This is a genomic window from Rhodococcus sp. 008 (assembly GCF_001682295.1).
GTDB lineage: Bacteria > Actinomycetota > Actinomycetes > Mycobacteriales > Mycobacteriaceae > Rhodococcus_F > Rhodococcus_F qingshengii.
In genome coordinates this window covers 5,942,792-5,964,052 of record NZ_CP012749.1, presented here as the reverse complement: position 1 = coordinate 5,964,052, position 21,261 = coordinate 5,942,792, and the positions used below count along the sequence as shown (strand labels likewise).

Genomic DNA, 21,261 nt, shown 5'->3' with positions numbered 1-21,261 from the left:
ACTACAGACCGGTGGATCCACCGAATTCGTCGAGCGGTGTGGATATGTGATTGTTGTTTGTTTCCAATGCATTCCGAGTCGTGCTCGTGTCTCCCGTTTCCCGTCTCAGTCTGTTCACGTCCTTCTCGAGCGCACTGACTTCTGTCTCGAGGGCACTGATTTTGCGGTTCAACGCTTGGATGCTCGCCATGCAGACGCCGTTCGCGTCGACGGCGGAGATCCGGCGGGCGTTGGATCCCAAGCCGAAAATCGCCGCAAAGTCTTGCGCCATCGGACCCAGGTGACGGACCGACTTGTGGTCGAATCCGTAACTCCACGTACTTATTCGGAGTGCCGTCAACCGGTCGAGCACGTCCTGCGCGCTCGTCGGAACATCTACGCCGGTATGCACGCCACGTCGATGCGCGGCCCGTGCGAACACCCACTGCGCGGGGTGTCGCATCGCGGCGTTCACCCGAATACCGACCCGAGTGCCCAAAAATTCAGTGCGCTCGCCCTCGTCAGGCGGTGAGTTCACGTCGTGCGGTTTTGACGGTCTTGTCGCTCAGCAGAATTCCCGCTCCTGCGCCGAGCAGTCCGAGGCCGATTCCGACAGCGGCGCTGCCGAGGCCCAAAGCAATTCCCAACATGATTCCTCCAAAAATTGTGCGGTGAATTGAGGGGCCAGGTGTCCGACGAAAGTGCTGCCGACCTGCTCCGCGCTCATCTTTCACATTGCTCCGCCGTGCGGGCGATGACAACCCGTCTGGACCGAATTTCTCGTGGAAAACACAGGCGTGCAACACTGGGTGAAGAACTGCTGAGTCATCGGCGTCTTGTCGGCGCCGTACGGGCGGCAGTAATTGAGTAGCCATCGACCGATCTCTAACGCAGGTTTATCTGCGCGCGGCAACGATGACCAGGCAAAAGGGTGGCATGTGAACGAATCGAGCAGTGGCTTGTTTTCCGACCTCAGCGCGTCGGAGCCCGTTGTCGACGCGAAAAGCGCCGAGCAACTGGCTGCCGAGCGTGAAACTGCGGCAGCAGAACGCTCCAACACCGACACCGCTGAACAGCGGCAGTCGCAGCTGTTCAGCGGTTAAGCGCGTCAGGACTCCTTGATCACCGACAGAACATTGCCGGCGGGATCGGTGAACCAGGCGATGTCGGGGCCGTTGCCACGCATGATGCCTCGCGCATCCTGGGGGAATCCGTCGTATTTGAGAAACTCCACGCCACGTGCGGTCAGTTGGTCGACGGTTGTGTCGATGTCGTCGACGACGAAGTTGAGAATCGTGTAGGTCGCCGCTTCGTGATTCGGCTTCGGATAAACGAGGATCTCGGTTCCGCCGGCAAGATGTAGGCGAATCAGTCCCATGTCTCCGTCGGTTACCTTCAACCCGAGTGTTTCGCCGTAGAACTTCTTTGCAGAGTCGATGTCTGTCACCGAAAATCCGCTGAATGCTTTCGTGTCTGTAAGCATGACTATCTCCGTTCCCAGCGGTTGCCGGACTAGGTGGTTTGGGAATCCGTCATTCCGGATTCCATCTCGGCCCTGGCTTCCTCGCTGAACTCGATGATCTGAACGTAGTTTCCGTCGGGGTCGATCGCAGTGGCGAACAAACTGCCCCCGCGGTCTTCGAGTGGAGCGTGCCAGTTTCCGCCGAGCGCATCGATGCGCTGTGCGATCGACCGGGCGTCGTCGGTCTCGACGTTGAGGAACATGCGACCCGGCTGGGGGTTGGTCTCGCCGACGTCGTCGCGTCTGTCGAGCATCACGTAGAAACCGTTGAAGTCGAGCACGTCGTAGCCGGGTTCGCCGGGAGTCCGGTCGACCTTCGGGGCGAACGCCTCGGCGTACCAGTCGCGCAAGCGTTCGGGGTCGGTGCTCGAGAGCAAAATGCTGCTGATGCTGGATCCGGACATGGGTCCTCCTGCTGTCGGTCGTTACTGTCGTCGGCAATCGAGGCTCTGGCCACATCACCTCCCAGATACAGACTTCCCGCAGCGGCGAAACTCATCGCGGCTCAGGTGTGTTCCGACACCAAGATCGCTGTCGTCCCTGGTTCGAGCGCCCGAAAGATGTGCTCCTCGTCGCCGGGATAAGCAAGATAGTCGCCCGGTCCGAGTTCGATCGGATTTGCAGTGGGCCCGACCTGCGCCCGTCCGGTGCCGATCACGACGTGTTCGGTGGTGCCGCGTGCATGCGGAGTCGAAATACGCGGCTCGCCCGGTTCGGCGACTATCCGATACAGATCGCGTCGTGCGTTCGGTGGGCTCGGCGCCAAGAGTGTCGCGATGTACGACGCGTTTGCCGACGCAATCGCCGGACCTTCTCCGGCTCGAATCAACTGAACGGTCTGTGCCTGAGAGTCGACGAGTTGTGAGAACGGCACGCCCAATGCGTTTCCGAGTGCCCAAAGTGTTTCGAGGCTCGGATTTCCGAGTCCGGATTCGAGTTGGGAGAGTGTGGACTTGGCGATATCGGCGCGCCGGGCGACCTCCGAAAGGCTCAAGCCTGCTCGGGCACGTTCGCGTTTGAGTGCGACGGCGACCAGTTTCTGAGGAGTCTCCGCTGTATCCGTTTCATTACTGGGCATCGTTCGATTCTCCGATCGATCGTTCTACTTGACGAACGGTGTCACTTCGTTCAACATAGAATACATGCGTTCTTTATGGCGAACAGTTGATCGAGACACGGTTCGGGTGAGCGTGCTGATCTGTCTCTCCGTGGCCATCGTCGGTGTGTCCTACGGTGTGACGGCAGGATCGGCTGGATTCTCGTTGTGGCAGCTTTTGGCGTTGGCTGTACTCGTTCTGGGAGCGTCTTCGGAGTTCTTGTTCATCGGAATCATCGCAGCCGGAGGCAGTGCCACCGCTGCTGTTGTGGCGGGCTTGTTGATCAACTCCCGTAACTTCGCCTATGGGATGTCGGCAGGATCATTCCTCGGCAGGGATCGCTACAAAGATTCAGGCTGGCGCAGGGGCTCGGGCTGGCGCAAGTTGGTCGGCGCGCACCTGGTCAACGACGAAAGCGTCGCGGTTGCCATGGCGCAGGGCTCGGTGAAGCAGAAGCGTGCGGCCTTCTGGTTCTGTGGGATCGGGATCGCGGTGTCGTGGCCGATCGGAGCTCTCCTGGGCGGGCTGCTCGGCAGAGTCGTCCGAGACCCCGGCGCGTTGGGATTGGATGCCGCGTTTCCGGTTGTCATTCTGGCCCTTGTCCTGCCTGCGCTGAAGGAAAAGGTGACGCTGCTTGCCGCCCTGATCGGTGCAGCAGTCGCGGTGGCCACGTCGCCGTTCCTGCCGTCGGGTACCGCTCCGCTCGTTGCGCTGCTGAGTATCGCGGTGACGATACCGTTCCGGGAGAAGGTTCGATGAATACCGCGTCGGTCTGGATCGGTATTGTCGTGTTCGCTTGCGGTTCTTACGCTTTGCGGGCAAGTGGCGTTCTGCTCCGCGCTCGGGTGAAGCTTTCGGTTTTTGCCGAGAAAACCCTCGATCGTGCTGTCGTGGTGCTGCTGCTCGCAGTGGTTGCGACATCGACGGTCTTCACCGGGCATGACGTTGCGGGGCCGGCGCGGATGCTCGGCGTGGTGGCGGGAGGCATCTGCGCCTGGTTCAAGGCGCCGTTGGTAATGGTGGTGGTTGTTGCGGCCGGCACTACTGCAGTACTCCGACTGTCAGGAGTGTCGTAGAGCCGATTCGGTGCGCGTTGAATGTGTGGTCGAATTCAGGCGAGTGCGGATGCCGTCGATGAACAGGTCCAGGCCGAACTGGAAGCGCACTGTCGGATCGCCGTCGAGGAGGTCCTCGTCGGAACCGCCGCCGATCACCTCGGGGGAGTCGGGGGAAATGGGTGCTCGGGTCAGTGCCCCCATTTCTTCCATCTGCGCTCGGGACTGCTCGTCGACGGTGTGGCCGAGCACGTAGTACAGCAGGGCGTACGCCGCGAGTTGGGCGTGCTCGCGTGAGAGACCGGATTCTTGCCCGGCTTGTACGAAATGCTCGCGCACCTTGCTGCTTGTCATCCGCGAGGCGAAGGTGGCGCTGACCAACTCGGCGCCGTCGCGGTGCGCCAGTAGGGCAGACCGAAGTCTGTGTGCCAGTTCGGAATACGCTTCTTGCCACGTGTCTGCGTCGACGGGGGCGTCGAGGTCTTCGAGGATCTTATCGACGACCGCGCCGAGCAAGGTCTGCTTGTTCGGGAAGTGCCAGTACAGGGCGCCGGGTTGGACGCCTAGTGAGGTTGCGAGCCTGCGCATCGTGAGGTCGGCAAGTCCGAACTCGTCGAGTATCGCCATGGCGCCGTCCAGCACGTCGCCGCGTCGCAACTGCACTTGTCGTTCCCCTCGTTTCGTCCCGCTGTGGACCGCTCGCGATCGGATGTCGATCGGACCCGCCTTTGACAGTATTCCACCACGTCTCTAACGTGAACACCGTTCAACTTGTACGGTGTTCAATTTTGCTGGTTTCGAAGGAGACGTCTGTGACCCCGCCCCCGATTAGCACGGCCCCTGCGACGGTCGACATCCTCGACCAGGCGCGCGAGCAAGTTCTCGAAAGAGGAGTTGGCCTGACCGAAAGCCAGGTGCTCGACGTACTCCGACTCGACGACGACAGGCTCGAAGACCTGCTGGCTCTCGCCCACGATGTGCGTATGAAGTGGTGTGGACCGGAGGTCGAGGTCGAGGGCATCATCAGCCTGAAGACGGGCGGCTGCCCTGAGGACTGCCATTTCTGCTCGCAGTCCGGACTCTTCCAGTCGCCGGTTCGCGCGGCGTGGTTGGACATCCCGAGCTTGGTGGAAGCTGCCAAGCAGACTGCGAAGTCGGGCGCTACCGAGTTCTGCATCGTGGCCGCCGTCCGCGGACCCGACGCCCGGTTGCTCGCTCAGGTTGCCGCAGGCATCGAGGCGATCCGCAACGAGGTCGACATCCAGATCGCCTGCTCGCTCGGCATGCTCACCCAGGAGCAGGTCGACCAACTGGCCGCCATGGGTGTGCACCGGTACAACCACAACTTGGAAACTTCGAAGTCGCATTTCCCGAACGTCGTGACCACGCACTCGTGGGAAGAGCGGTGGAACACGCTTCGGATGGTTCGCGAAGCAGGCATGGAAGTGTGCTGCGGCGGAATCCTCGGTATGGGTGAATCGCTGGAGCAGCGCGCAGAATTCGCGGCCAACCTGGCTGAACTGGAGCCGGACGAGGTCCCGCTCAACTTCCTCAACCCGCGTCCGGGCACCCCGTTCGGTGATCTGGACGTGCTGCCCGCCAGCGAGGCGCTCAAGTCCGTGGCCGCTTTCCGTCTCGCGCTGCCTCGCACGATCTTGCGCTTCGCGGGTGGACGCGAGATCACTCTCGGCGACCTGGGTGCCAAGCAGGGCATCCTCGGCGGAATCAACGCCGTGATCGTCGGCAACTATCTGACGACCCTCGGACGTCCCGCCGAGAAGGATCTGGATTTGTTGGTGGATCTGCAGATGCCGATCAAAGCACTGAACGACACTCTGTGAGCACTCCGGTGACCGAGGAGCGGTACAACCCGTTCACCGGGCGTCGGATCGTCGACGGCGTCGACGATCCGACGCCGCCTGCGGCGTCGATGGGGCTCGAGCCTCCTCGCTTCTGCGAGCAGTGCGGGCGCCGCATGATCGTTCAGGTCAGCCCTGACGGATGGTGGGCGAAATGCTCCCGACACGGTGTCGTCGACTCGATCGACGTCGCCCGCAGGTAGCGTCACTCTGTGTGATCTCTCTTCGGCAGATTCGTCTGCGCACCGCGATCGTGATCGCCGCAACCATTGCGGGCGTGAGCGTGCTCGTCGGTGTGCTGTGGGCGTTCTTGGCTCCGGCCGAGCACCTGTTGGTGGTGTCCGAGGGGCGCGGCGTCGCGTTGACGGGTGAGAGCCTTCATCAGTTCGACGCGAGCGCCGTGTTCATCTGGCTGGCACTGATCGTCGGTGTGCTGTCGGCGGTGGCGGCCTGGTTGGCACGCCTGAGTCGAGGTCCTTATGCCCTGGGCGGGTTGATAGTCGGTTCAGTGGCAGGTACCGGACTGATGGCACTCGTGGGTTCGGGCGTGACAAAACTGCGTTTCCCCACGGCCGACAATCCGGCGGTCGGGGAGATCATTGCGCGGGCCCCGAACGTCGGAACTTTGCTCGTGCTTCTGTTTCAGCCGCTCGCGGCGTGCGTCGTGACATTGGTTCTTGCAGTGCTCAATCCGTACGACGACCTCGGGGTGGGGGACCACCCGGAATCCGGGGATCCGGAATCTGGGGATCCGGCCACCGACACCGAACAGGCCGAAGTCGAAAGCCAGCCGAAACTTCCGTAACTGTTGCGTCGCTACGCCGCAGAGGTCGACGAGCGCTTGGTTTCGGCTTTCATTCGCACGTCACCCAACAGTCGCCCGGAAATCAGCGCGCCCAACCGGCGGGTTGCGAAGCGAGTGCTGATCGAGGACACCCAGTTCGGCAGTCCCGATACGACGGTCGGCGGCGCGTAGCGTCGATCCAGTGCTCGGAAAGCGGTGTCCACCACCTGAGTTGCCGTCTGCATTCGCCCGACCGCCGCGTCTTCGGAGCCGACTACGTCGAAGAACTCGGTGCGCGTCGGACCGGGGCACACCGCCAATACAGTCAATCCGCTGCCGCGAGCTTCGGCCCAGAGTGCTTCGGTGAAGTTGAGTACGAACGCCTTGGACGCGCCGTAGACGGCCATGCCCGGTGTCGGCTGGAACGACGCTGTGCTGGCGACGTTGACCAGTGCTCCGCGGCCGGTGAGAAGGTCGGGCAGGAATGTGTGTGTCAGCTCGACCAACGTGGCGATGTTGAGCTGAATCTCGGACGTGACGCGCTCGAGATCTTCGTCCACGAATGCCCCATGTGTTCCGAATCCGGCGTTGTTGATCAGCGAGTCGACGGTGATGCCACGGTTTGTCAGCTCCTGGTGCAGCGATGCACCGACGCCGGGTGCGGCCAGGTCGGCGGGCAGGACTGTCACGATGATGCCGTGGGCGCCACGGAGTTCGGTGGCGAGTGCCTCGAGGCGGTCGGCCCGCCTGGCGACCAGAACCAGGTTTGCGCCGCGAGCGGCAAAGCGATGAGCGAATTCCACTCCGAGCCCAGCGCTGGCTCCGGTGATGAGGACGGTGGTTCCGGCTACGTCGATGGCCATGGTGGCTCCTTCGGTTCGGGTGATCCCAAATGTAGGCACTGACACCATAGTTGTCAATGACAACATTTTGATATGGTGCCACCATGCCCGCCCACGAACAGCCGTATCATCACGGCAGCCTGCGACAGGAACTCCTGGCGTCGGCCGAAGCAACACTCGAACGAGATGGCGTCGACAAGTTGTCGCTGAGGCAACTCGCGCGTGAGGCGGGCGTGAGCCACGCGGCTCCGGGCAAGCACTTTCGTGATCGCCAGGCTTTGCTCGATGCCTTGGCCGAAAGTGGATTCCATCGGATGACCGGTGCGCTCGAGCGGGCAGTCGCGGATGCTCCACCGACCGCGAGGGCCCGGTTCTCCTCGCTCGCCAATGCCTACGTGGATTTTGCGCTGGGGCATCCGGGCCTGCTCTCTCTGATGTACAGCAACAAGCATGCGCCGGGCGCCGCCGAAACTGTCGTCAACGCGGGGCACGCGACGATGGACCTGACCGTCCGGCTCGTGTCGGAGGCTCAGGCCGCAGGTGACATTGCCGCCGGTGATCCGGAAAGCATTGCGCTGGTTGCCTTTGCGACGTTCCACGGCGTCGCGACGCTTGCTGCGGGCGGAATGTTGGGCGACGTGCCGGTGGGTGAGGTGGTGAACGCGGCCTCGACGGTCTTCTGGGCGGGCCTTTCCAGGGCTGTCTGAGGTGGGGCGCGCAATTCCCCAGAGTTCTCACAGAACCAGCACAAGGGAAGCACAAGATTGCGGACTTACATAGGAGTCAAGAAGTTTGATTCCGAGTGGAGGTTCGGCAATGAGTGTTTCAGAGATCGCCCCCAACAGGGGAGTTGTACTTGTCACGGACATCGGATTCGAGCACGGTGCGCGCACGGCCGCCGAGTTTCTCGACGCTGGTTGGAGCGTGGCGGTCACGGCGCGGACGGTCACCGAATTGGTTCGCGTCATGGCGGGAAAACCTGCCCATCGCTTCTTTGCGATTGTCGCCGATCCGACGGATCGTTGGCAGGCCGATCGGATTCTCGATCGGGTGACGACTCGGTTCGGTGTAATCAACCGGGTCATCGATCCGGCCGGCGCCGTGACCTCGGTGTGGTTGCAGCGCGGAAGTCTCGAAGCTGTTGCCTGACAGTGCGATCGGTGTCAGCTTGGCGGCCGTAGTGCGGCGAATTCGTCGGTGACCCGCAAGGTGGAGTCGGTGAAACGGTACAGGGCGGGTGGACGTCCACCCGACTTGCCGGACGGTGCGGTGTTGCCGGTGGGAGTCAGAACGCCTCGACGCCCCAGCACGCGTTGCAAGTTGGTGGCATCGACCTGGTAACCGAGGGCAGCGCAGTAGATTTCGCGCAGTGTCGACATCGCGAACTCTTCCGGGGCCAGCCCGAATGCGATGTTGGTGTACGAGAGTTTCGCGGCAAGTCGATTGCGCGCGTGCCGTACGACGGTTCCGTGGTCGAACGACATCTCCGGCAACTTCGAAACCGGGTGCCAGGCCGTGTCCGGTGGCAGTTGTGGGTCGGCGCTGAGGGGAACGAGTCCGAGGAAGGTCGACGCGATGCGGCGCGGACCCGGCACGCGCTGTGGATCACTGAAGACGGAGAGCTGTTCGAGGTGGGCGACCTTTCGTAGGTCGACCTTCTCGGCGAGGAGTCGTCGAGCGGAGGTCGTCAGGTCCTCGTCGTCGCGCAAAGTGCCCCCGGGCAGGGACCACGTGCCCTTCTGTGGGTTGAGTGCACGCTGCCACAGCAGCACGGCCAACTCTTCACGCCCTTGCGGGCAGTGATCGCCGTCACCTGCGGCGATGCTTGCGGGGAAGGTGCGAACTTGGAACACCGCTGCAAGCACTTCGTGGGTGGTGTTACTATTGGGCACGTTTTCGATCCTAAGTCGAAAACCTCGAATACGGAAATCCGGGCCAGCCCGTCCGGATTTGAACTGGGTGACGAGCCCGGGTTCACGGTGAAGGAGAACGCCATGACGACCACGACGTTATGGGAGGGATCGGCCTCGCAGATTCACGACGGCCCCGGCGGATACAACGGAGTCGAAGCGACCCCCGAGTGGGCCGCCGAGATCAAACGTCTGGCTCGCGAACGCGGCGCGACGATTCTTGCGCACAACTACCAGCTGCCTGCGATTCAGGACGTCGCTGATCATGTCGGTGACTCCCTGGCGCTGTCGCGAATCGCTGCCGAGGCGCCCGAGGACACGATTGTCTTCTGCGGTGTGCACTTCATGGCCGAGACCGCGAAGATCCTGTCGCCGTCCAAGACCGTGCTGATCCCGGACGAGCGAGCCGGCTGCTCTCTGGCCGACTCGATCAATGCCGAGCAGCTTCGTGAGTGGAAGGCCGACAACCCGAACGCGCTGGTGGTGTCGTACGTGAACACAACCGCAGAGGTGAAGGGTCTCACCGACATCTGCTGCACCTCGTCCAATGCCGTCGACGTGGTCAACTCGATCGATCCCGACCGCGAGGTTCTGTTCCTGCCGGACCAGTTCCTGGGAGCGCACGTCAAGCGCGTGACGGGCCGTACCAACATGCAGATCTGGGCTGGTGAGTGCCACGTGCACGCCGGCATCAACGGTGAGGAGCTGACGGCCAAGTCCAAGTCGCACCCGGACGCCGAGCTGTTCGTGCACCCTGAATGTGGTTGCGCTACTTCGGCTCTGTACCTAGCCGGTGAAGGCGCGGTCCCCGCGGACAAGGTCAAGATTCTCTCTACCGGCGGAATGCTCGACGCTGCCCGCGTCACCAAGAGCAAACAGGTTCTGGTCGCGACCGAGATCGGGATGCTGCACCAGTTGCGCAAGGCAGCGCCCGACGTCGATTTCCAGGCCGTCAACGACCGCGCGTCGTGCCCGTACATGAAGATGATCACGCCTGCCGCGTTGCTTCGCTGCCTTCTCGAGGGCAAGGACGAGGTCCACGTCGATCTCGAGATGGCCAGGCGTGCACAGAAGTCGGTGCAGCGCATGATCGAGATCGGTAATCCGGGCGGCGGCGAGTGACCAGCCCTGCCGGGCGTTTCGCCTGGGAGGCTCATGCCGACCTGGTCGTCGTGGGAGGCGGTGTCGCGGGCCTCACCGCTGCGCGCACCGCTTCTCTGCGGGGACTGAAAGTACTCACGGTCAGCAAGGGCGGTCCGACGGACACCGCGACTCAGTACGCGCAGGGCGGCATCGCGGTCGTCGACGATCTGAATACGGATTCCGTCGAGTCGCACGTTTCGGATACGTGTGAGGCCGGCGTCGGTTTGTGCGACGAGGAAGCCGTCTATTCCATCGTCGAAGCTGGTCACGACGCTGTTGCTGCGCTGGCCGCGTTGGGAGCGGTCTTCGATCGCGGGCGAGACGGCGAGGTGTCGCGCACCCGCGAGGGTGGGCACAGCACGCGTCGGATCATCCATGCCGGCGGCGACGCCACTGGCGCGGAAGTGCAGCGGGCTCTCAATGCTGCCGGGCTCCCCGTTCTGTTCGGTGCAGCGGCAGTCCAGGTGGTGACCAACCGGCGTGGGGTGTGCGGACTCATCGTCTCCTCGCCGGAAGGCCTCGGAGTGATCCATGCGCCCGCGGTGCTGCTCGCTACCGGCGGACTCGGTCAGCTGTATGCCTGCAGCACAAATCCGCCCGGAGCGACTGCCGACGGAATCGCGTTGGCACTCGAAGCCGGTGCGGCGATTGCGGACCTGGAGTTCGTTCAGTTCCATCCGACGGTGCTCTTCACTCCGGGCGGGGTAGGCCGCCGACCCCTGATCAGTGAGGCGGTCCGCGGCGAGGGCGCGATTCTTGTCGACACCAACGGTGATTCGGTCACCGCAGGTGTTCATCCGCTGGGTGATCTCGCCCCGCGTGACGTGGTCTCGAGGGCAATCGCAGCACGCCTACGCGATCTCGGCACTGATCACGTCTATCTCGACGCTCGCAAGCTCGACGGTTTCGATTCGAGATTCCCGACCATCACGGCGTCCTGCCTCGAAGCGGGCATCGATCCACGCACCCAATTAATTCCGGTCGCTCCGGCCGCGCACTATTCGTGCGGCGGAGTCGCCACCGACGTCCATGGACGAACGGGAGTGCCTGGTCTCTACGCAGCAGGCGAAGTGGCTCGCACGGGATTGCACGGCGCGAATCGTCTTGCGTCCAACAGCCTTCTCGAGGGTTTGGTAGTCGGGGAGCGTGCAGGAATCGCAGCTGCCGAGCGTCGCGAGGTTCATGCCGAAGTGGTCAACGTGGTGCGCAAGCCGATGCCGATCCTGCCGCGAGAGACCGTGCAGTCCGTCATGACGGCACACGCGTCGGTGGTTCGCGACGGAGGCGGTCTCCAGATTGCGCGAGCCGCGCTTGCCGACGCCGAACAGACAGTGGCGGTGGCTGCTCCGGACCTCGAAGACGCGGCGCTCACGTTGACCGCGACTGCATTGGTCGACGTGGCCGTGGCGCGAACCGAGAGCCGTGGCTGCCATACCCGCACCGACTATCCTGAAACAGATCCGAATCAGCGTCGCAGCACTCGGATCAAGATGGGTGCCGATGGAGCGCTCGAAATACCCGACATGTTGTTGACAGGAGTTCATTGATGACCGAGCAGAAGATCCTGCCCGCGCCGCTCGACCGTGACGAGCTGCTCACCTTGGTCAGGCTCGCTCTGGACGAGGATCTGCGCTATGGACCCGACATCACTTCTACCGCAACGGTTCCCGCCGATGCGGTCGCGAAGGCGTCGGTCGTCTCACGCTCCTCGGGTACTGTCGCCGGCATCGACGTCGGACTGCTTGTTCTCGACGAGGTGATCGGCGCGGGTAACTACGAGGTCGTTGATCGGGTGGCCGACGGAACTCGGGTTGCGCCAGGTCAATCGGTGCTCACCGTTGTCGCGCCCACCCGCGGACTTCTCACGGCAGAGCGCACGATGCTCAACCTCGTCTGCCATCTCTCGGGAATCGCCACGGCGACATCACAGTGGGTCGACGCCATTGCCGGCACTCATGCCAAAGTGCGGGACAGCCGAAAGACGCTGCCCGGACTGCGTTCTCTGCAGAAATATGCAGTCCACGTGGGCGGAGGCGTCAACCACCGTATGGGATTGGGCGACGCGGCGTTGATCAAGGACAACCATGTTGCTGCTGCCGGTTCGGTGGTCGCAGCACTTCGTGCGGTCCGTGAGCTCGCCCCGGACATCGAGTGCGAAGTTGAGGTCGACAACCTCACTCAGCTCGATCAGGTGCTGGCGGAGAACGTGGAACTTGTTCTGCTGGACAACTTCCCGCTGTGGCAGACGCAGATCGCGGTCCAGCGCCGAGACGCTGTTGCTCCAGAAACCAAACTCGAGTCATCCGGTGGTCTCACCATCGACGTTGCCGCAGAGTACGCCCGAACCGGCGTCGACTACCTCGCTGTCGGTGCCTTGACGCACTCGGTGACGGTCCTCGACCTCGGGCTCGACATGTAGGTGTCGCTATTGCTCGGCGTCCAGCAGTTGCGGGACGGCCGAGCGAAGCGCGTTTGTCACGGTTGCGACCGCCGGGTGAGCGTCGGAGCCCGCTCGGTGTGCAATCTTGGTCCTTCGTCGAATGGGCATCGGCGTCAGGCGCACACCTAGCGGCGGATGGATTGCTCCGAGTTCAGGAACCAGCGAAACACCCTGTCCCGCAGCGACGAGGGCGAGAACGGTGGCGAACTCGTCGATGTGGTGTCGCACTTTCGGGGTGAATCCAGCTGCATGGCATGCGCGAATAGTCATTGCATGACAAGCAGTTCCGGGAATTGCGGTAATCCAGGGACGTTCTACGCAGTCGGTCAGCGATGCGACAGCGTCGTGGGGATCTGACTCGATGTCACTCGATGCGAGGTACACGGCTTCGCTGCACAGCGGCAATGTCGTCAGGCCCGGTTCGGTGGGGCGAGGGACGAAGTCGTAGTCGTGAATCAACGCCAAGTCCAGAGTCCCAGCTCGTAGGTCGTCGGCGACGTCCGCCGGGTCGATCTCCGAAACCATCGGTTCCAACCCGGGATGCTCGCGAGACAGGGCGATCAATGCCGCCGGGAGGATCGCCCGTGCCGCGGTCGGGAACGTTCCGATGCGCAGCGGCCCCGCCAGTCCACGACGTGCGTCGACCAATTCACCTGACGCCTGCTCCAGGCGTTGCAGGATGGCTTCGGCATGACGTGCGAGGTTCTCACCGGCGGGTGTGAGTCGGACGCGACGGCCTGTTCGTTCCAGCAGCGGCACGCCGGCTTCATGTTCGAGGACGGCCAACTGCTGTGACACCGCGGAGGGGCTGAACGACAGCGCCTCGGCAACGGCAACGATGGTTCCGCGCAGCGCTAGTTCGCGCAAGAGCTTCAGTCGGCGAACATCGAGCATCAGCTCAGCTTACGCTCGACGATGGAAATGCGAACTAGACCTACAAGGTTTGTTCGGTGAGGCTGAGTTCTATGACTACGACTCGAGTTGACCTGGCCGGAATCCATGTTCCACTGATCACGCCCTTCGAGAGCGACGGTCGTATTGCAACCGATGCACTCGAACAGCTTGCGCACCAGGTCCTCTCCGAGGGTGCGGTCGGACTCGTTGCGCTGGGGACTACAGCGGAAGCCGCAACACTCACCGAACAGGAGAGAGTGACCGTTCTGGATATCTGTGCGAATGTGTGCCGTGCGAGAGGTGCGACGTTGATCGTCGGCGCGGGCAGTAACGACACGGCGGGCAGTGCGCAGGCGCTCGGGAGGCTGGCACGGTGGCCTGAGGTCTCGGCGGCGTTGGTGCCGGTTCCCTCCTTCACGAGGCCGTCGAAAGCCGGTGTGGTGGCGCATTTCGCGCATCTGCAGTCGTCGAGCCCAGTGTCGCTGATCGTCTATCACGTGCCGTACCGGACTGCGTGCGATCTGGACAGCGGCACTTTGCAGGAGGTGGGTACCTTGCCCGGGGTTGTTGGTGTGAAGTATGCCGCGGGCGGTATCGACGCAGCTGCCGTCGAACTCTTCGCGGACCTTCCAGGCGACTTCGCCGTACTGGCGGGGGATGATCTGTTTCTCGCGCCTTTTCTGGCCTTGGGTGCGGCCGGTGGCATCTTGGCGTCCGCTCATGTGTCGACCGCTGAGTTCGTCCGCTTGGTAAAAGCTTGGGACAGTGGCGATGTGGACGGCGCCCGTGACCTCGGGCGGAGTTTGTCGAAGCTGTCCGGAGCTCTGTTTTCCGAACCGAACCCGACTGTGATCAAGGGCGTATTGCATGCGTTGGGACAGATTCCGACTCCCAATGTTCGACTGCCGTTGCTACCTGCGGGTGACGAATCGGTAGCGCGGGCGCTCGAGGTTTACCACTCTTGACTCGAACGGGTGTTCGAGTATTGTTTGGGGAGGGGATCGGGGGATTCAATGAGTGTCTTGTTGTCGGATGTGGTGTCTGGTTCTGCGGTGGGGTTGCGCGGACGCCTGTGGCAGTTGACTGCTGCCGAGTTGCGCGCTGCTGCTGTCGAAGCGAGTGCGGAGATTCTGCGTCTCGAAGCCGTGCGTGTGGCCGTGGTCGACGAACTCTCGTTGCGCCCGGATGATCAGGTGATTGCCAGCCGCGGTGTGGGGTCCTGGTTGGCGGCCAACACGATGCTGCAGGTTCGGGACGGGAAGAAGATCGCCGCACTGGGTGCAGCTTTGCGGCCGTTTCCGGCGGTCTCGGCTCGGTTCGATGGCGGGGACTGCTCCTTCGAGCATGCCGTGTTGATCGTGGCGTTCTGTGAATCACCACCTAAAGGCATGCCGGAGGAGGCGCTACCGAAGTGCATCGATCTGTTGTTGGCTGCTGCGTCGGGTGTGGAAGCGACGACCACGAAAGTGCGGAACGTGATCGCGACGTTGGAGCGGTTGTTCGAATCGGATGAGATTCCGCCCGCCGAGGATGTGGATCTCAATGAGTTGCGGATCGCGTCGACGCTCAATGGCCGGGTGGTGGTGCGTGGTGATTTCGACGCCCTGACCGGTGAAATGTTGTTGTCGGCGTTGTCGAATTTGACGATGCCGACCCCGGCACCGGATGGGACGCCCGATGCTCGGTCGGCGGCGAAACGGACCGCGGACGGGTTCACCGAACTGATCCGCCGCTATCTCGATTGCGCCAAGACCGGAACCGATGGTGGTCAACGCCCGCACGTGAACGTGCACATCAACGCGCGGGATCTGGCCGAGCATAGGGACTGCGCCGCCACACCCTCCACTTCTGATGACGGAATGGCTGTATCGGATCTTGATGTCGGGCACATGCCCTGGCTCGGACCACTGTCCGTGTCGCAGACCAGACTCCTCGGCTGTGATTGTTTCCTGTCCACCGTCCTGCTCGACAGTCACGGCGCGCCGTTGGATGCGCAACCAGGAAAACGATTGGTCACCGCCGAACAGCGAGTGGCGTTGATCGCCCGGGACAGAGGCTGCGCGTTCCCCGGCTGCACATGTGTACCGGCCTGGACTGATGCGCACCATATCCGGCACTGGGCGAACGGCGGCCCGACGGTGATGAACAACCTGGTCCTGCTGTGCCGTTCGCACCACCGGCTGATGCACCGCAAATCCGGGTTCGTCGGGAAATGGGAAATCCGAATCGGTGTCGACAACAAACCGTGGTTCATCCCGCCACCCTCGATTGACCCGCAGCAGCATCCGCGACCGGCCAACACCACATTCAAAACCTGACTGAGTGGTGACACCCGTTCAGACGCATAACTTCAGGGACTGTAAGAACAACGGTGTAACTCTGAAAGGAGATACGCCACTATGACTGACGTGATTGAACGTGAGACAGAGACGAACTCGGCTCAGCCGGGTATCAGCGATGCGCGGCTCAAAGAGCTGGTCGAGCAGGCGCGAGCCGAAGGGCTGCAGTTGACCGGAGATGGTGGATTGCTGTCGAAGCTGACCAAGCTAGTCGTGGAGTCCGCGCTCGAAGGCGAGATGGACGACCACCTCGGATACGGCAAGAGCGACCCGGCAGGGAGGGGCAGCGGCAACTCCCGCAACGGCAGACGAGCCAAGAACGTGTTGACCGAGGCCGGCCCGGTCGAACTCGAGGTGCCCCGTGACCGGGATTCCTCCTTCGAGCCGAAGATCGTGGCCAAGCGGCAGCGTCGGCTGTCGGGCGTGGAGGACATGGTGATCTCATTGTCGGCCAAGGGTTTGACGACCGGTGAGATCGCTGCACACCTGGCCGAGGTGTACGGAGCTGATGTGTCCAAGCAGACGATCTCGACGATCACCGAGCGGGTGATGGAAGGCATGGCCGAGTGGCAGAACCGGCCGTTGGATCCTGTGTACCCGGTGTTGTTCATCGACTGCATCCACGTCAAGATTCGCGAGGGCAACGTCGCTAACCGGCCGATCTACGTCGCGATGGGGGTGACTGTCGACGGCACCCGCGACATCCTCGGATTGTGGGTCGGTGAGCACGGCGACGGGGAGGGAGCGAAGTACTGGCTTCGGGTGTTGTCCGAGCTGAAAAACCGTGGTGTGCAGGATGTTCTGATCGTCGTGTGCGATGGTCTCAAGCATCTACCCGACTCGATCGAGCAAGTGTGGCCACAGACCATCGTGCAGACTTGTGTGGTCCATCTTCTCCGTAACACCTACGCCTATGCCTCCCGCAAGGACTGGTCCGAGATCGCCAAGGACCTCAAACCCGTCTACACGGCTCCGTCGGAGCAGGCCGCGCTCGACCGATTCGCAGAGTTCAGTGACAAATGGGAGAAACGCTATCCCGCGATCATCAGGCTCTGGACTAACGCCTGGGCTGAGTTCGTGCCGTTCCTACAATTCGACAACGCCATCCGGCAGGTCATTTACACGACCAACCCCATCGAGAGTGTCAACGCTCGAATCCGCAGGGCTGTCAAGGCCCGTGGACACTTTCCGACCGAGGCCGCGGCCTTGAAATGCGTGTATCTGGCCATCATGAGCCTCGATCCCAAAGGCACCGCCCGCAGGCGCTGGTCCAACCGATGGAAGGCAGCACTGAATGCCTTCGAGATAACGTTCGACGGACGGCTGTCTGCCGGACGAAAGTAGTTAGAAACCAATCAATTACACCGTTTTCTGGACAGACCCTAACTTCACGCCGATAGGCTTCAACTCGTAGATACACCCGGGTTGGGGCCTGGAGGCCGTGTTGTTGTGAACGGCTGCAGATTTGGGGGAGGTGGTTGTGGACGTTGTGCAAGCGGTCGAGACCGATGGGCCGGAGATTCTGGCGCTGCGGCATGCGGCAGAAGACTGGTTGGCAGAACGCGGAATCATCCAGTGGCGCCCGCGTGAAGTGTCTGTCGAGCAGGTCGAGCAGCAGATTTCGAGAGGGGAGTTCTTTGTTGCGCGAGACCGGGAGCAGTCGAGGATTGTCGGCGCCCTGCGGTTGATCTGGTCGGACCCTGTGGTCTGGCCCGATTCGAACGAGCGTGCTGGTTACGTGCACGGATTGGTCATCGATCGAGAATTCTCGGGAACCTCGATGGGCGAACGCTTACTCGTCTGGGCCCATCGACGGTCCGCGCAGGAGAACGCGCAGTACCTGCGGCTCGATTGTGTAGAAACCAACGTGCGGTTGCGCCGCTACTACTTGGACGCCGGTTTTACCGAGGTAGGGCGTCGTGACTTCGGAGACGATGCCGACACCGGTTGGTTCAGCGTCGTGCTGTTCGAGCGCTCCCTGACCTGAGCCATTCACAGCAACTTTCCAGCCGGCTCCCAGTGCCGCCAGGGTTGGAGACGCGATCGTTGGCAGGACAGTAACTCGTGAAGGGACTTCCTGATGACCGCCGTTCTGCATCCGGCCCCGCGTCAGCGGCCGGCACCAACTGCCCATCGCGCGGAGCCCTCGCCGTCGTGGTTCCGCACGCGCAGTACAGGATTGGCGCTGACGATCCTGTTGGCAGCAACGGCAGTCCTGTATTTGTGGAATCTGACCGCGAGTGGCTACGCCAACACCTTCTACGCTGCAGCGGCGCAGGCCGGCTCCCAGAATTGGAAAGCGTGGTTCTTCGGGTCCCTCGATACCTCGAATTTCATCACGGTCGACAAACCGCCCGCTTCATTGTGGGTCATGGGTGTGTCCGGGCGAATCTTCGGATTCTCGAGTGCCAGTCTTCTAGTTCCGCAGGCATTGATGGGCGTCGGATCAGTAGCGCTCGTATACGCGGCCGTCAAACGAGTGGCGTCGCCCGCTGCGGGTTTGGTGGCGGGAGCTGTTTTGGCAGCTACGCCCGCTGCCGCCCTGATGTTCAAGTTCGACAATCCTGATGCACTGTTGGTTCTGCTCATGACTCTTGCGGGCTACTTCGTGATTCGGGCTATGGGCACGGCGATCGGTCGTCGAGCCGCGATGTGGGTGGCGCTCGCAGGAGTAGCGCTGGGGTTTGCCTTTCTCACCAAGATGCTGCAAGGGCTGATGGTGTTGCCTGCATTCGGTGCCGCGTATTTGATCGCCGGACAGGTGCGCTTGCGGATTCGCCTGGTCCACCTGGTGATCGGTGCTGCGTCCGTTGTCATATCGGCTGGGTGGTGGGTGTTGGCAGTGTGGCTGTGGCCCGCTGATTCTCGCCCGTACATCGGCGGATCGACCAACAACAGCGTCATGGACTTGGTACTGGGATACAACGGATTGGGTCGACTTTTCGGGAGCACCGGTGGCGGTGGCGGAATGGCCGGTGGCAGTGCAGGTTCGAGCTTCGGGGGAAGTGCCGGACTCGAACGGCTGTTCGGCAGCGAGATGGGTATCCAGATTTCCTGGCTTATTCCTGCGGCTTTGATTGCGTTGGTGTTCGGCTTACTCGCCTGTGGGCGCGAACCGCGCACAGATCTTGTCCGTGCGTCGTTGATCCTTTGGGGTGGCTGGTTTCTCGTTACCGGCCTGATCTTCAGCTACATGTCCGGCACGATCCACCCCTATTACACAGTTGCGCTGGCGCCCGCCGTCGCGGGGATGATCGGGACCGGTGGATACGCTCTGTGGTTGGTCCGTGCCCGTTGGATCGGACGTTGCGGCTTGGCTGCGACGATGCTGGCCGCAGGAATCTGGAGTTGGGTGTTGTTGCACCGCAATGCCGACTGGCTGCCGATGCTGAAGTGGATTCTGTTGGCGGGCACTGTCGTCGGCGCGATCCTGGTTCTCGTGGGAGCCAAGGATCGATTCCGAAGGCTTGCTGTTGCTGGATTGATCATCGGCTCGTTGGCAGGGATAGCAGGTTCGGCGTCTTACGCGATTGCCACTGCCGCAGCCGCGCACGGCGGATCCATTCCGACAGCCGGACCAGCCGGTGCGGTGTCCGATTCCGGAATGGGTGGGGGAGGAGGTATGGGTGGGGGCCCAGAGCTGCAAAACGGTGACGCTCCGCCGAATTCTTCTGACGCGACTGTAAATCCGGCGTCGAACGGGCAAGAACTGAGTAGCGGCAGCGAAAGTGCTTCCGAGTTGACGGCAATGCTGGTCAATGCGGGCACCACGTGGTCGGCCGCGACCAACGGTTCGCAAAGCGCAGCGACCTACGAGTTGGCCAGCAATACCGCGGTGATGGCGATCGGCGGTTGGAGTTCCGATCCCGCACCGACATTGGATCAATTCATCCAGTACGTGGCAGACGGAAAAATTCACTACTACATTGCGGGTAGCCAGGGCGGAAGCCAGAGAGAGGGCCAAAGCGGGGACAGCACGTCGAGTGCCATCCAGGAATGGGTCGAAGCCAATTTCGCATCGACGACCGTGGGAAATTCCACGGTTTACGACCTCACTGGGTATGTCGGATAGTGACGTAGTTGTTGCCGTAGGCAATGATCGAGAAATGTCTGGGCGCACCGCACACGAGTCGAACCGTCGCCGCGAGCAATGGACCTGGCGTGACGGGCTGGTGATCGTCTCGATCGTCGCCTTGGGAACTGTTGTCGCGGCGGTGACGAACGAGGACACGGGCACGTCGATTCCCGGCTGCGATTCGGTGGCATCGCCGGGTCCGCCGGTGCGTATCAACTACGGTTTTGCCGGTGAGCCCGGTTATGACGACCCGGACTATCCATGGTTCTCGGGACCGAAGGCCACCGCCATGAGCGACGCACTACTCGAATCGCTGCCTTCCGATGTCGACGTTGCATTTGCGAGTCCATCGAAATCGCTCGAGTTTGCGCCGATCCAGAATTACCGGGGTGCCTCGTTTCCTGACGGGGTCGACCCGATCGAGTTCAGCGGTTCTACGTCGGCGAAGGGAACCTTGACTCGCGTCGGGCGGACTGCGGATATCTCGGTTCAGGTGCGTGCATGGGATCAGCCGGTGCCGCCGTGCTTGGAGGGTCTGGTGGATCGGCGGGAGCATCTCGAAAACGGAACAGTGCTCGACATCGCCGATTTCGAGGACAGAGCCGATTTCGAAGACAAAGACGGTTCGGAAGTCGGGGGCGAGCGCGGAGTCGTCGCGTATCTCGGTGATGGATCCCGGGTTGTTGCCAGCGTCGACACGTCGACCGGAACTTCGTCGGATGCTTCCCCGCTCTTGACGATGGACGAACTGATCGCGTTAGCGACCGCGCCGGGGCTTGCGGTGACTGCGCCGGTTCCAGACTCGACGCCGCCGCCGATGGCATCCTGCTACACCGATTCTGTGAATGCCGGTCCACCTGCGTCGCGCATGGATATCGACCGACTGAATCAGTTGCTCGATGCACGTTGGAAGGATCTCGGCGCGGCAGGCGTCACTTTGGAGCGCCCGCTCGGTTCGTTGGTTCCAGATGATTACGGACAGGGAGGAGTGTGCGAGCGGATCGTCGCCTCGACAGCGGACGGCAGCAGCGATGTCGAAATATCAGTTGGTAACGCTGTGCCGGAACCGGGTGACACACTGACGTTGCCAGGCTCCACCACCGTGACTCGCCTGGTCGATCCCGATGGCTCGGGCGATGACACGGTCCGGGTTGTTCACCCCTCCGGCGAAACAGTAGTGGTGACCCAGTTCGTGACATCGGCTGGCTCCACATCGGCGTCGCCTTTGACAATCGAACAGCTCGAGTTCATCGCAACCACTCCAGGGCTGGTGATTTCGGCTCGGTGACGGTGGTGCTGGCACAATAGTGGCGAATTGTTCG

General features: G+C 62.3%; 26 protein-coding genes. 17 read left to right on the top strand and 9 right to left on the bottom strand.

Features of this window, described 5'->3' with window-relative positions; genetic code table 11:
* Position 1: 1 nt before the first annotated feature.
* Positions 2 to 517 (bottom strand): tail fiber domain-containing protein, encoded by a 516-nt coding sequence (locus AOT96_RS27460; RefSeq protein WP_030537101.1) that lies wholly within the window; start codon positions 515 to 517, stop codon positions 2 to 4.
* Entirely contained in the window at positions 501 to 629 is a 129-nt protein-coding gene (locus AOT96_RS36380) for a hypothetical protein (protein ID WP_003941742.1), read from the bottom strand. Before AOT96_RS36380 ends, AOT96_RS27460 begins: the two co-directional genes overlap by 17 nt.
* A gap of 288 nt (positions 630 to 917) precedes the next feature.
* On the opposite strand from AOT96_RS36380, the gene AOT96_RS35825 reads away from it, so the two are divergent.
* Positions 918 to 1,082 carry a hypothetical protein gene (locus AOT96_RS35825; RefSeq protein WP_003941708.1) on the top strand — a complete coding sequence of 55 codons (165 nt, stop codon included), beginning with the start codon at positions 918 to 920 and terminating at the stop codon, positions 1,080 to 1,082.
* Between the two features lie 5 nt (positions 1,083 to 1,087).
* Here the strand turns inward: AOT96_RS35825 and AOT96_RS27455 are convergent, their stop codons facing one another.
* The 3 genes from AOT96_RS27455 to AOT96_RS27445 all read right to left on the bottom strand — a co-directional run bounded on the left by AOT96_RS27455 (position 1,088) and on the right by AOT96_RS27445 (position 2,579).
* A complete protein-coding gene (locus AOT96_RS27455) occupies positions 1,088 to 1,462 on the bottom strand; it encodes a VOC family protein (protein WP_030537100.1) in 375 nt (124 codons plus the stop codon).
* A gap of 29 nt (positions 1,463 to 1,491) precedes the next feature.
* Positions 1,492 to 1,905, bottom strand: a complete 414-nt coding sequence (locus AOT96_RS27450) for a VOC family protein (RefSeq protein ID WP_003941719.1) — start codon at positions 1,903 to 1,905, stop codon at positions 1,492 to 1,494.
* A 101-nt stretch (positions 1,906 to 2,006) separates the two neighbouring features.
* Positions 2,007 to 2,579: a helix-turn-helix domain-containing protein gene (locus AOT96_RS27445; RefSeq protein ID WP_047270126.1), complete on the bottom strand. Its 573-nt coding sequence runs from the start codon at positions 2,577 to 2,579 to the stop codon at positions 2,007 to 2,009.
* 64 nt (positions 2,580 to 2,643) lie between these two features.
* Between AOT96_RS27445 and AOT96_RS27440 the strand changes: the two genes are divergently transcribed.
* On the top strand, positions 2,644 to 3,357 hold the full coding sequence (locus AOT96_RS27440) for an AzlC family ABC transporter permease (protein WP_065352953.1): 714 nt from the start codon (positions 2,644 to 2,646) through the stop codon (positions 3,355 to 3,357).
* The gene (locus tag AOT96_RS27435; protein ID WP_065352568.1) at positions 3,354 to 3,674 is read left to right on the top strand and encodes an AzlD domain-containing protein; all 321 of its coding nucleotides are present in this window, start codon (positions 3,354 to 3,356) and stop codon (positions 3,672 to 3,674) included. The genes AOT96_RS27440 and AOT96_RS27435 overlap by 4 nt, the downstream gene beginning before the upstream one ends.
* Here the strand turns inward: AOT96_RS27435 and AOT96_RS27430 are convergent.
* The gene (locus AOT96_RS27430) at positions 3,660 to 4,316 is read right to left on the bottom strand and encodes a TetR/AcrR family transcriptional regulator C-terminal domain-containing protein (protein WP_065352567.1); all 657 of its coding nucleotides are present in this window, start codon (positions 4,314 to 4,316) and stop codon (positions 3,660 to 3,662) included. The genes AOT96_RS27435 and AOT96_RS27430 overlap by 15 nt on opposite strands.
* A gap of 164 nt (positions 4,317 to 4,480) precedes the next feature.
* On the opposite strand from AOT96_RS27430, the gene bioB reads away from it, so the two are divergent.
* Genes bioB through AOT96_RS27415 form a run of 3 tightly spaced genes read left to right on the top strand, consistent with a single transcriptional unit; the run spans position 4,481 to position 6,317 of the window.
* A complete protein-coding gene (bioB, locus tag AOT96_RS27425; RefSeq protein WP_024487821.1) occupies positions 4,481 to 5,494 on the top strand; it encodes a biotin synthase BioB in 1,014 nt (337 codons plus the stop codon).
* The gene (gene bsaP / locus AOT96_RS27420; RefSeq protein WP_030537095.1) at positions 5,491 to 5,715 is read left to right on the top strand and encodes a biotin synthase auxiliary protein BsaP; all 225 of its coding nucleotides are present in this window, start codon (positions 5,491 to 5,493) and stop codon (positions 5,713 to 5,715) included. Before bioB ends, bsaP begins: the two co-directional genes overlap by 4 nt.
* A gap of 11 nt (positions 5,716 to 5,726) precedes the next feature.
* Positions 5,727 to 6,317, top strand: coding sequence for a DUF2567 domain-containing protein (locus AOT96_RS27415; protein ID WP_007733080.1), 591 nt, complete (start codon positions 5,727 to 5,729; stop codon positions 6,315 to 6,317).
* 11 nt (positions 6,318 to 6,328) lie between these two features.
* On the opposite strand, the gene AOT96_RS27410 is transcribed toward AOT96_RS27415, so the two are convergent.
* Complete coding sequence (locus tag AOT96_RS27410; protein WP_065352566.1) at positions 6,329 to 7,159, bottom strand: SDR family NAD(P)-dependent oxidoreductase; 831 nt, start codon at positions 7,157 to 7,159, stop codon at positions 6,329 to 6,331.
* Positions 7,160 to 7,242: 83 nt separating this feature from the next.
* Here AOT96_RS27410 and AOT96_RS27405 point away from each other — a divergent pair, with 83 nt between their 5' ends.
* Positions 7,243 to 7,845 carry a TetR/AcrR family transcriptional regulator gene (locus AOT96_RS27405; protein WP_058226962.1) on the top strand — a complete coding sequence of 201 codons (603 nt, stop codon included), beginning with the start codon at positions 7,243 to 7,245 and terminating at the stop codon, positions 7,843 to 7,845.
* A 109-nt stretch (positions 7,846 to 7,954) separates the two neighbouring features.
* Positions 7,955 to 8,287: a hypothetical protein gene (locus AOT96_RS27400; protein ID WP_003941794.1), complete on the top strand. Its 333-nt coding sequence runs from the start codon at positions 7,955 to 7,957 to the stop codon at positions 8,285 to 8,287.
* 14 nt (positions 8,288 to 8,301) lie between these two features.
* Here AOT96_RS27400 and AOT96_RS27395 read toward each other — a convergent pair whose 3' ends face one another.
* The gene (locus tag AOT96_RS27395) at positions 8,302 to 9,030 is read right to left on the bottom strand and encodes an NUDIX hydrolase (protein ID WP_007733069.1); all 729 of its coding nucleotides are present in this window, start codon (positions 9,028 to 9,030) and stop codon (positions 8,302 to 8,304) included.
* Between the two features lie 102 nt (positions 9,031 to 9,132).
* On the opposite strand from AOT96_RS27395, the gene nadA reads away from it, so the two are divergent.
* Genes nadA through nadC form a run of 3 tightly spaced genes read left to right on the top strand, consistent with a single transcriptional unit; the run spans position 9,133 to position 12,610 of the window.
* On the top strand, positions 9,133 to 10,170 hold the full coding sequence (gene nadA / locus AOT96_RS27390; protein ID WP_065352952.1) for a quinolinate synthase NadA: 1,038 nt from the start codon (positions 9,133 to 9,135) through the stop codon (positions 10,168 to 10,170).
* Positions 10,167 to 11,738 carry an L-aspartate oxidase gene (locus AOT96_RS27385; protein WP_003941771.1) on the top strand — a complete coding sequence of 524 codons (1,572 nt, stop codon included), beginning with the start codon at positions 10,167 to 10,169 and terminating at the stop codon, positions 11,736 to 11,738. The genes nadA and AOT96_RS27385 overlap by 4 nt, the downstream gene beginning before the upstream one ends.
* Positions 11,738 to 12,610, top strand: coding sequence for a carboxylating nicotinate-nucleotide diphosphorylase (nadC, locus tag AOT96_RS27380; RefSeq protein WP_003941805.1), 873 nt, complete (start codon positions 11,738 to 11,740; stop codon positions 12,608 to 12,610). Before AOT96_RS27385 ends, nadC begins: the two co-directional genes overlap by 1 nt.
* Before the next feature lie 6 nt (positions 12,611 to 12,616).
* Here nadC and AOT96_RS27375 read toward each other — a convergent pair whose 3' ends face one another.
* On the bottom strand, positions 12,617 to 13,525 hold the full coding sequence (locus AOT96_RS27375; RefSeq protein ID WP_065352565.1) for a LysR substrate-binding domain-containing protein: 909 nt from the start codon (positions 13,523 to 13,525) through the stop codon (positions 12,617 to 12,619).
* A 71-nt stretch (positions 13,526 to 13,596) separates the two neighbouring features.
* Between AOT96_RS27375 and AOT96_RS27370 the strand changes: the two genes are divergently transcribed.
* The 6 genes from AOT96_RS27370 to AOT96_RS27345 all read left to right on the top strand — a co-directional run bounded on the left by AOT96_RS27370 (position 13,597) and on the right by AOT96_RS27345 (position 21,227).
* Positions 13,597 to 14,490, top strand: a complete 894-nt coding sequence (locus tag AOT96_RS27370) for a dihydrodipicolinate synthase family protein (RefSeq protein ID WP_065352564.1) — start codon at positions 13,597 to 13,599, stop codon at positions 14,488 to 14,490.
* Between the two features lie 48 nt (positions 14,491 to 14,538).
* Positions 14,539 to 15,843, top strand: coding sequence for an HNH endonuclease signature motif containing protein (locus AOT96_RS27365; RefSeq protein WP_065352563.1), 1,305 nt, complete (start codon positions 14,539 to 14,541; stop codon positions 15,841 to 15,843).
* 81 nt (positions 15,844 to 15,924) lie between these two features.
* Positions 15,925 to 17,208, top strand: a complete 1,284-nt coding sequence (locus AOT96_RS27360; protein ID WP_065352562.1) for an IS256 family transposase — start codon at positions 15,925 to 15,927, stop codon at positions 17,206 to 17,208.
* A gap of 136 nt (positions 17,209 to 17,344) precedes the next feature.
* The gene (locus AOT96_RS27355) at positions 17,345 to 17,851 is read left to right on the top strand and encodes a GNAT family N-acetyltransferase (RefSeq protein WP_228401044.1); all 507 of its coding nucleotides are present in this window, start codon (positions 17,345 to 17,347) and stop codon (positions 17,849 to 17,851) included.
* Between the two features lie 93 nt (positions 17,852 to 17,944).
* A complete protein-coding gene (locus AOT96_RS27350) occupies positions 17,945 to 19,936 on the top strand; it encodes a glycosyltransferase family 39 protein (RefSeq protein ID WP_083197672.1) in 1,992 nt (663 codons plus the stop codon).
* Positions 19,937 to 19,970: 34 nt separating this feature from the next.
* Positions 19,971 to 21,227 (top strand): hypothetical protein, encoded by a 1,257-nt coding sequence (locus tag AOT96_RS27345; protein WP_065352561.1) that lies wholly within the window; start codon positions 19,971 to 19,973, stop codon positions 21,225 to 21,227.
* The last annotated feature ends 34 nt before the right edge of the window (positions 21,228 to 21,261 follow it).

Coding starts and splice junctions, on each gene's coding strand:
- AOT96_RS27400 (WP_003941794.1), top strand. CDS start 7,955: ATGAGTGTTTCAGAGATCGCCCCCAACAGGGGAGTTGTACTTGTCACG.
- AOT96_RS27450 (WP_003941719.1), bottom strand. CDS start 1,905: ATGTCCGGATCCAGCATCAGCAGCATTTTGCTCTCGAGCACCGACCCC.
- AOT96_RS27455 (WP_030537100.1), bottom strand. CDS start 1,462: ATGCTTACAGACACGAAAGCATTCAGCGGATTTTCGGTGACAGACATC.
- AOT96_RS27440 (WP_065352953.1), top strand. CDS start 2,644: ATGCGTTCTTTATGGCGAACAGTTGATCGAGACACGGTTCGGGTGAGC.
- AOT96_RS27410 (WP_065352566.1), bottom strand. CDS start 7,159: ATGGCCATCGACGTAGCCGGAACCACCGTCCTCATCACCGGAGCCAGC.
- AOT96_RS27370 (WP_065352564.1), top strand. CDS start 13,597: ATGACTACGACTCGAGTTGACCTGGCCGGAATCCATGTTCCACTGATC.
- AOT96_RS27375 (WP_065352565.1), bottom strand. CDS start 13,525: ATGCTCGATGTTCGCCGACTGAAGCTCTTGCGCGAACTAGCGCTGCGC.
- AOT96_RS27345 (WP_065352561.1), top strand. CDS start 19,971: ATGTCTGGGCGCACCGCACACGAGTCGAACCGTCGCCGCGAGCAATGG.
- AOT96_RS27360 (WP_065352562.1), top strand. CDS start 15,925: ATGACTGACGTGATTGAACGTGAGACAGAGACGAACTCGGCTCAGCCG.
- nadC (WP_003941805.1), top strand. CDS start 11,738: ATGACCGAGCAGAAGATCCTGCCCGCGCCGCTCGACCGTGACGAGCTG.
- AOT96_RS27365 (WP_065352563.1), top strand. CDS start 14,539: ATGAGTGTCTTGTTGTCGGATGTGGTGTCTGGTTCTGCGGTGGGGTTG.
- AOT96_RS27435 (WP_065352568.1), top strand. CDS start 3,354: ATGAATACCGCGTCGGTCTGGATCGGTATTGTCGTGTTCGCTTGCGGT.
- AOT96_RS36380 (WP_003941742.1), bottom strand. CDS start 629: ATGTTGGGAATTGCTTTGGGCCTCGGCAGCGCCGCTGTCGGAATCGGC.
- AOT96_RS27350 (WP_083197672.1), top strand. CDS start 17,945: ATGACCGCCGTTCTGCATCCGGCCCCGCGTCAGCGGCCGGCACCAACT.
- AOT96_RS27445 (WP_047270126.1), bottom strand. CDS start 2,579: ATGCCCAGTAATGAAACGGATACAGCGGAGACTCCTCAGAAACTGGTC.
- AOT96_RS27405 (WP_058226962.1), top strand. CDS start 7,243: ATGCCCGCCCACGAACAGCCGTATCATCACGGCAGCCTGCGACAGGAA.
- nadA (WP_065352952.1), top strand. CDS start 9,133: ATGACGACCACGACGTTATGGGAGGGATCGGCCTCGCAGATTCACGAC.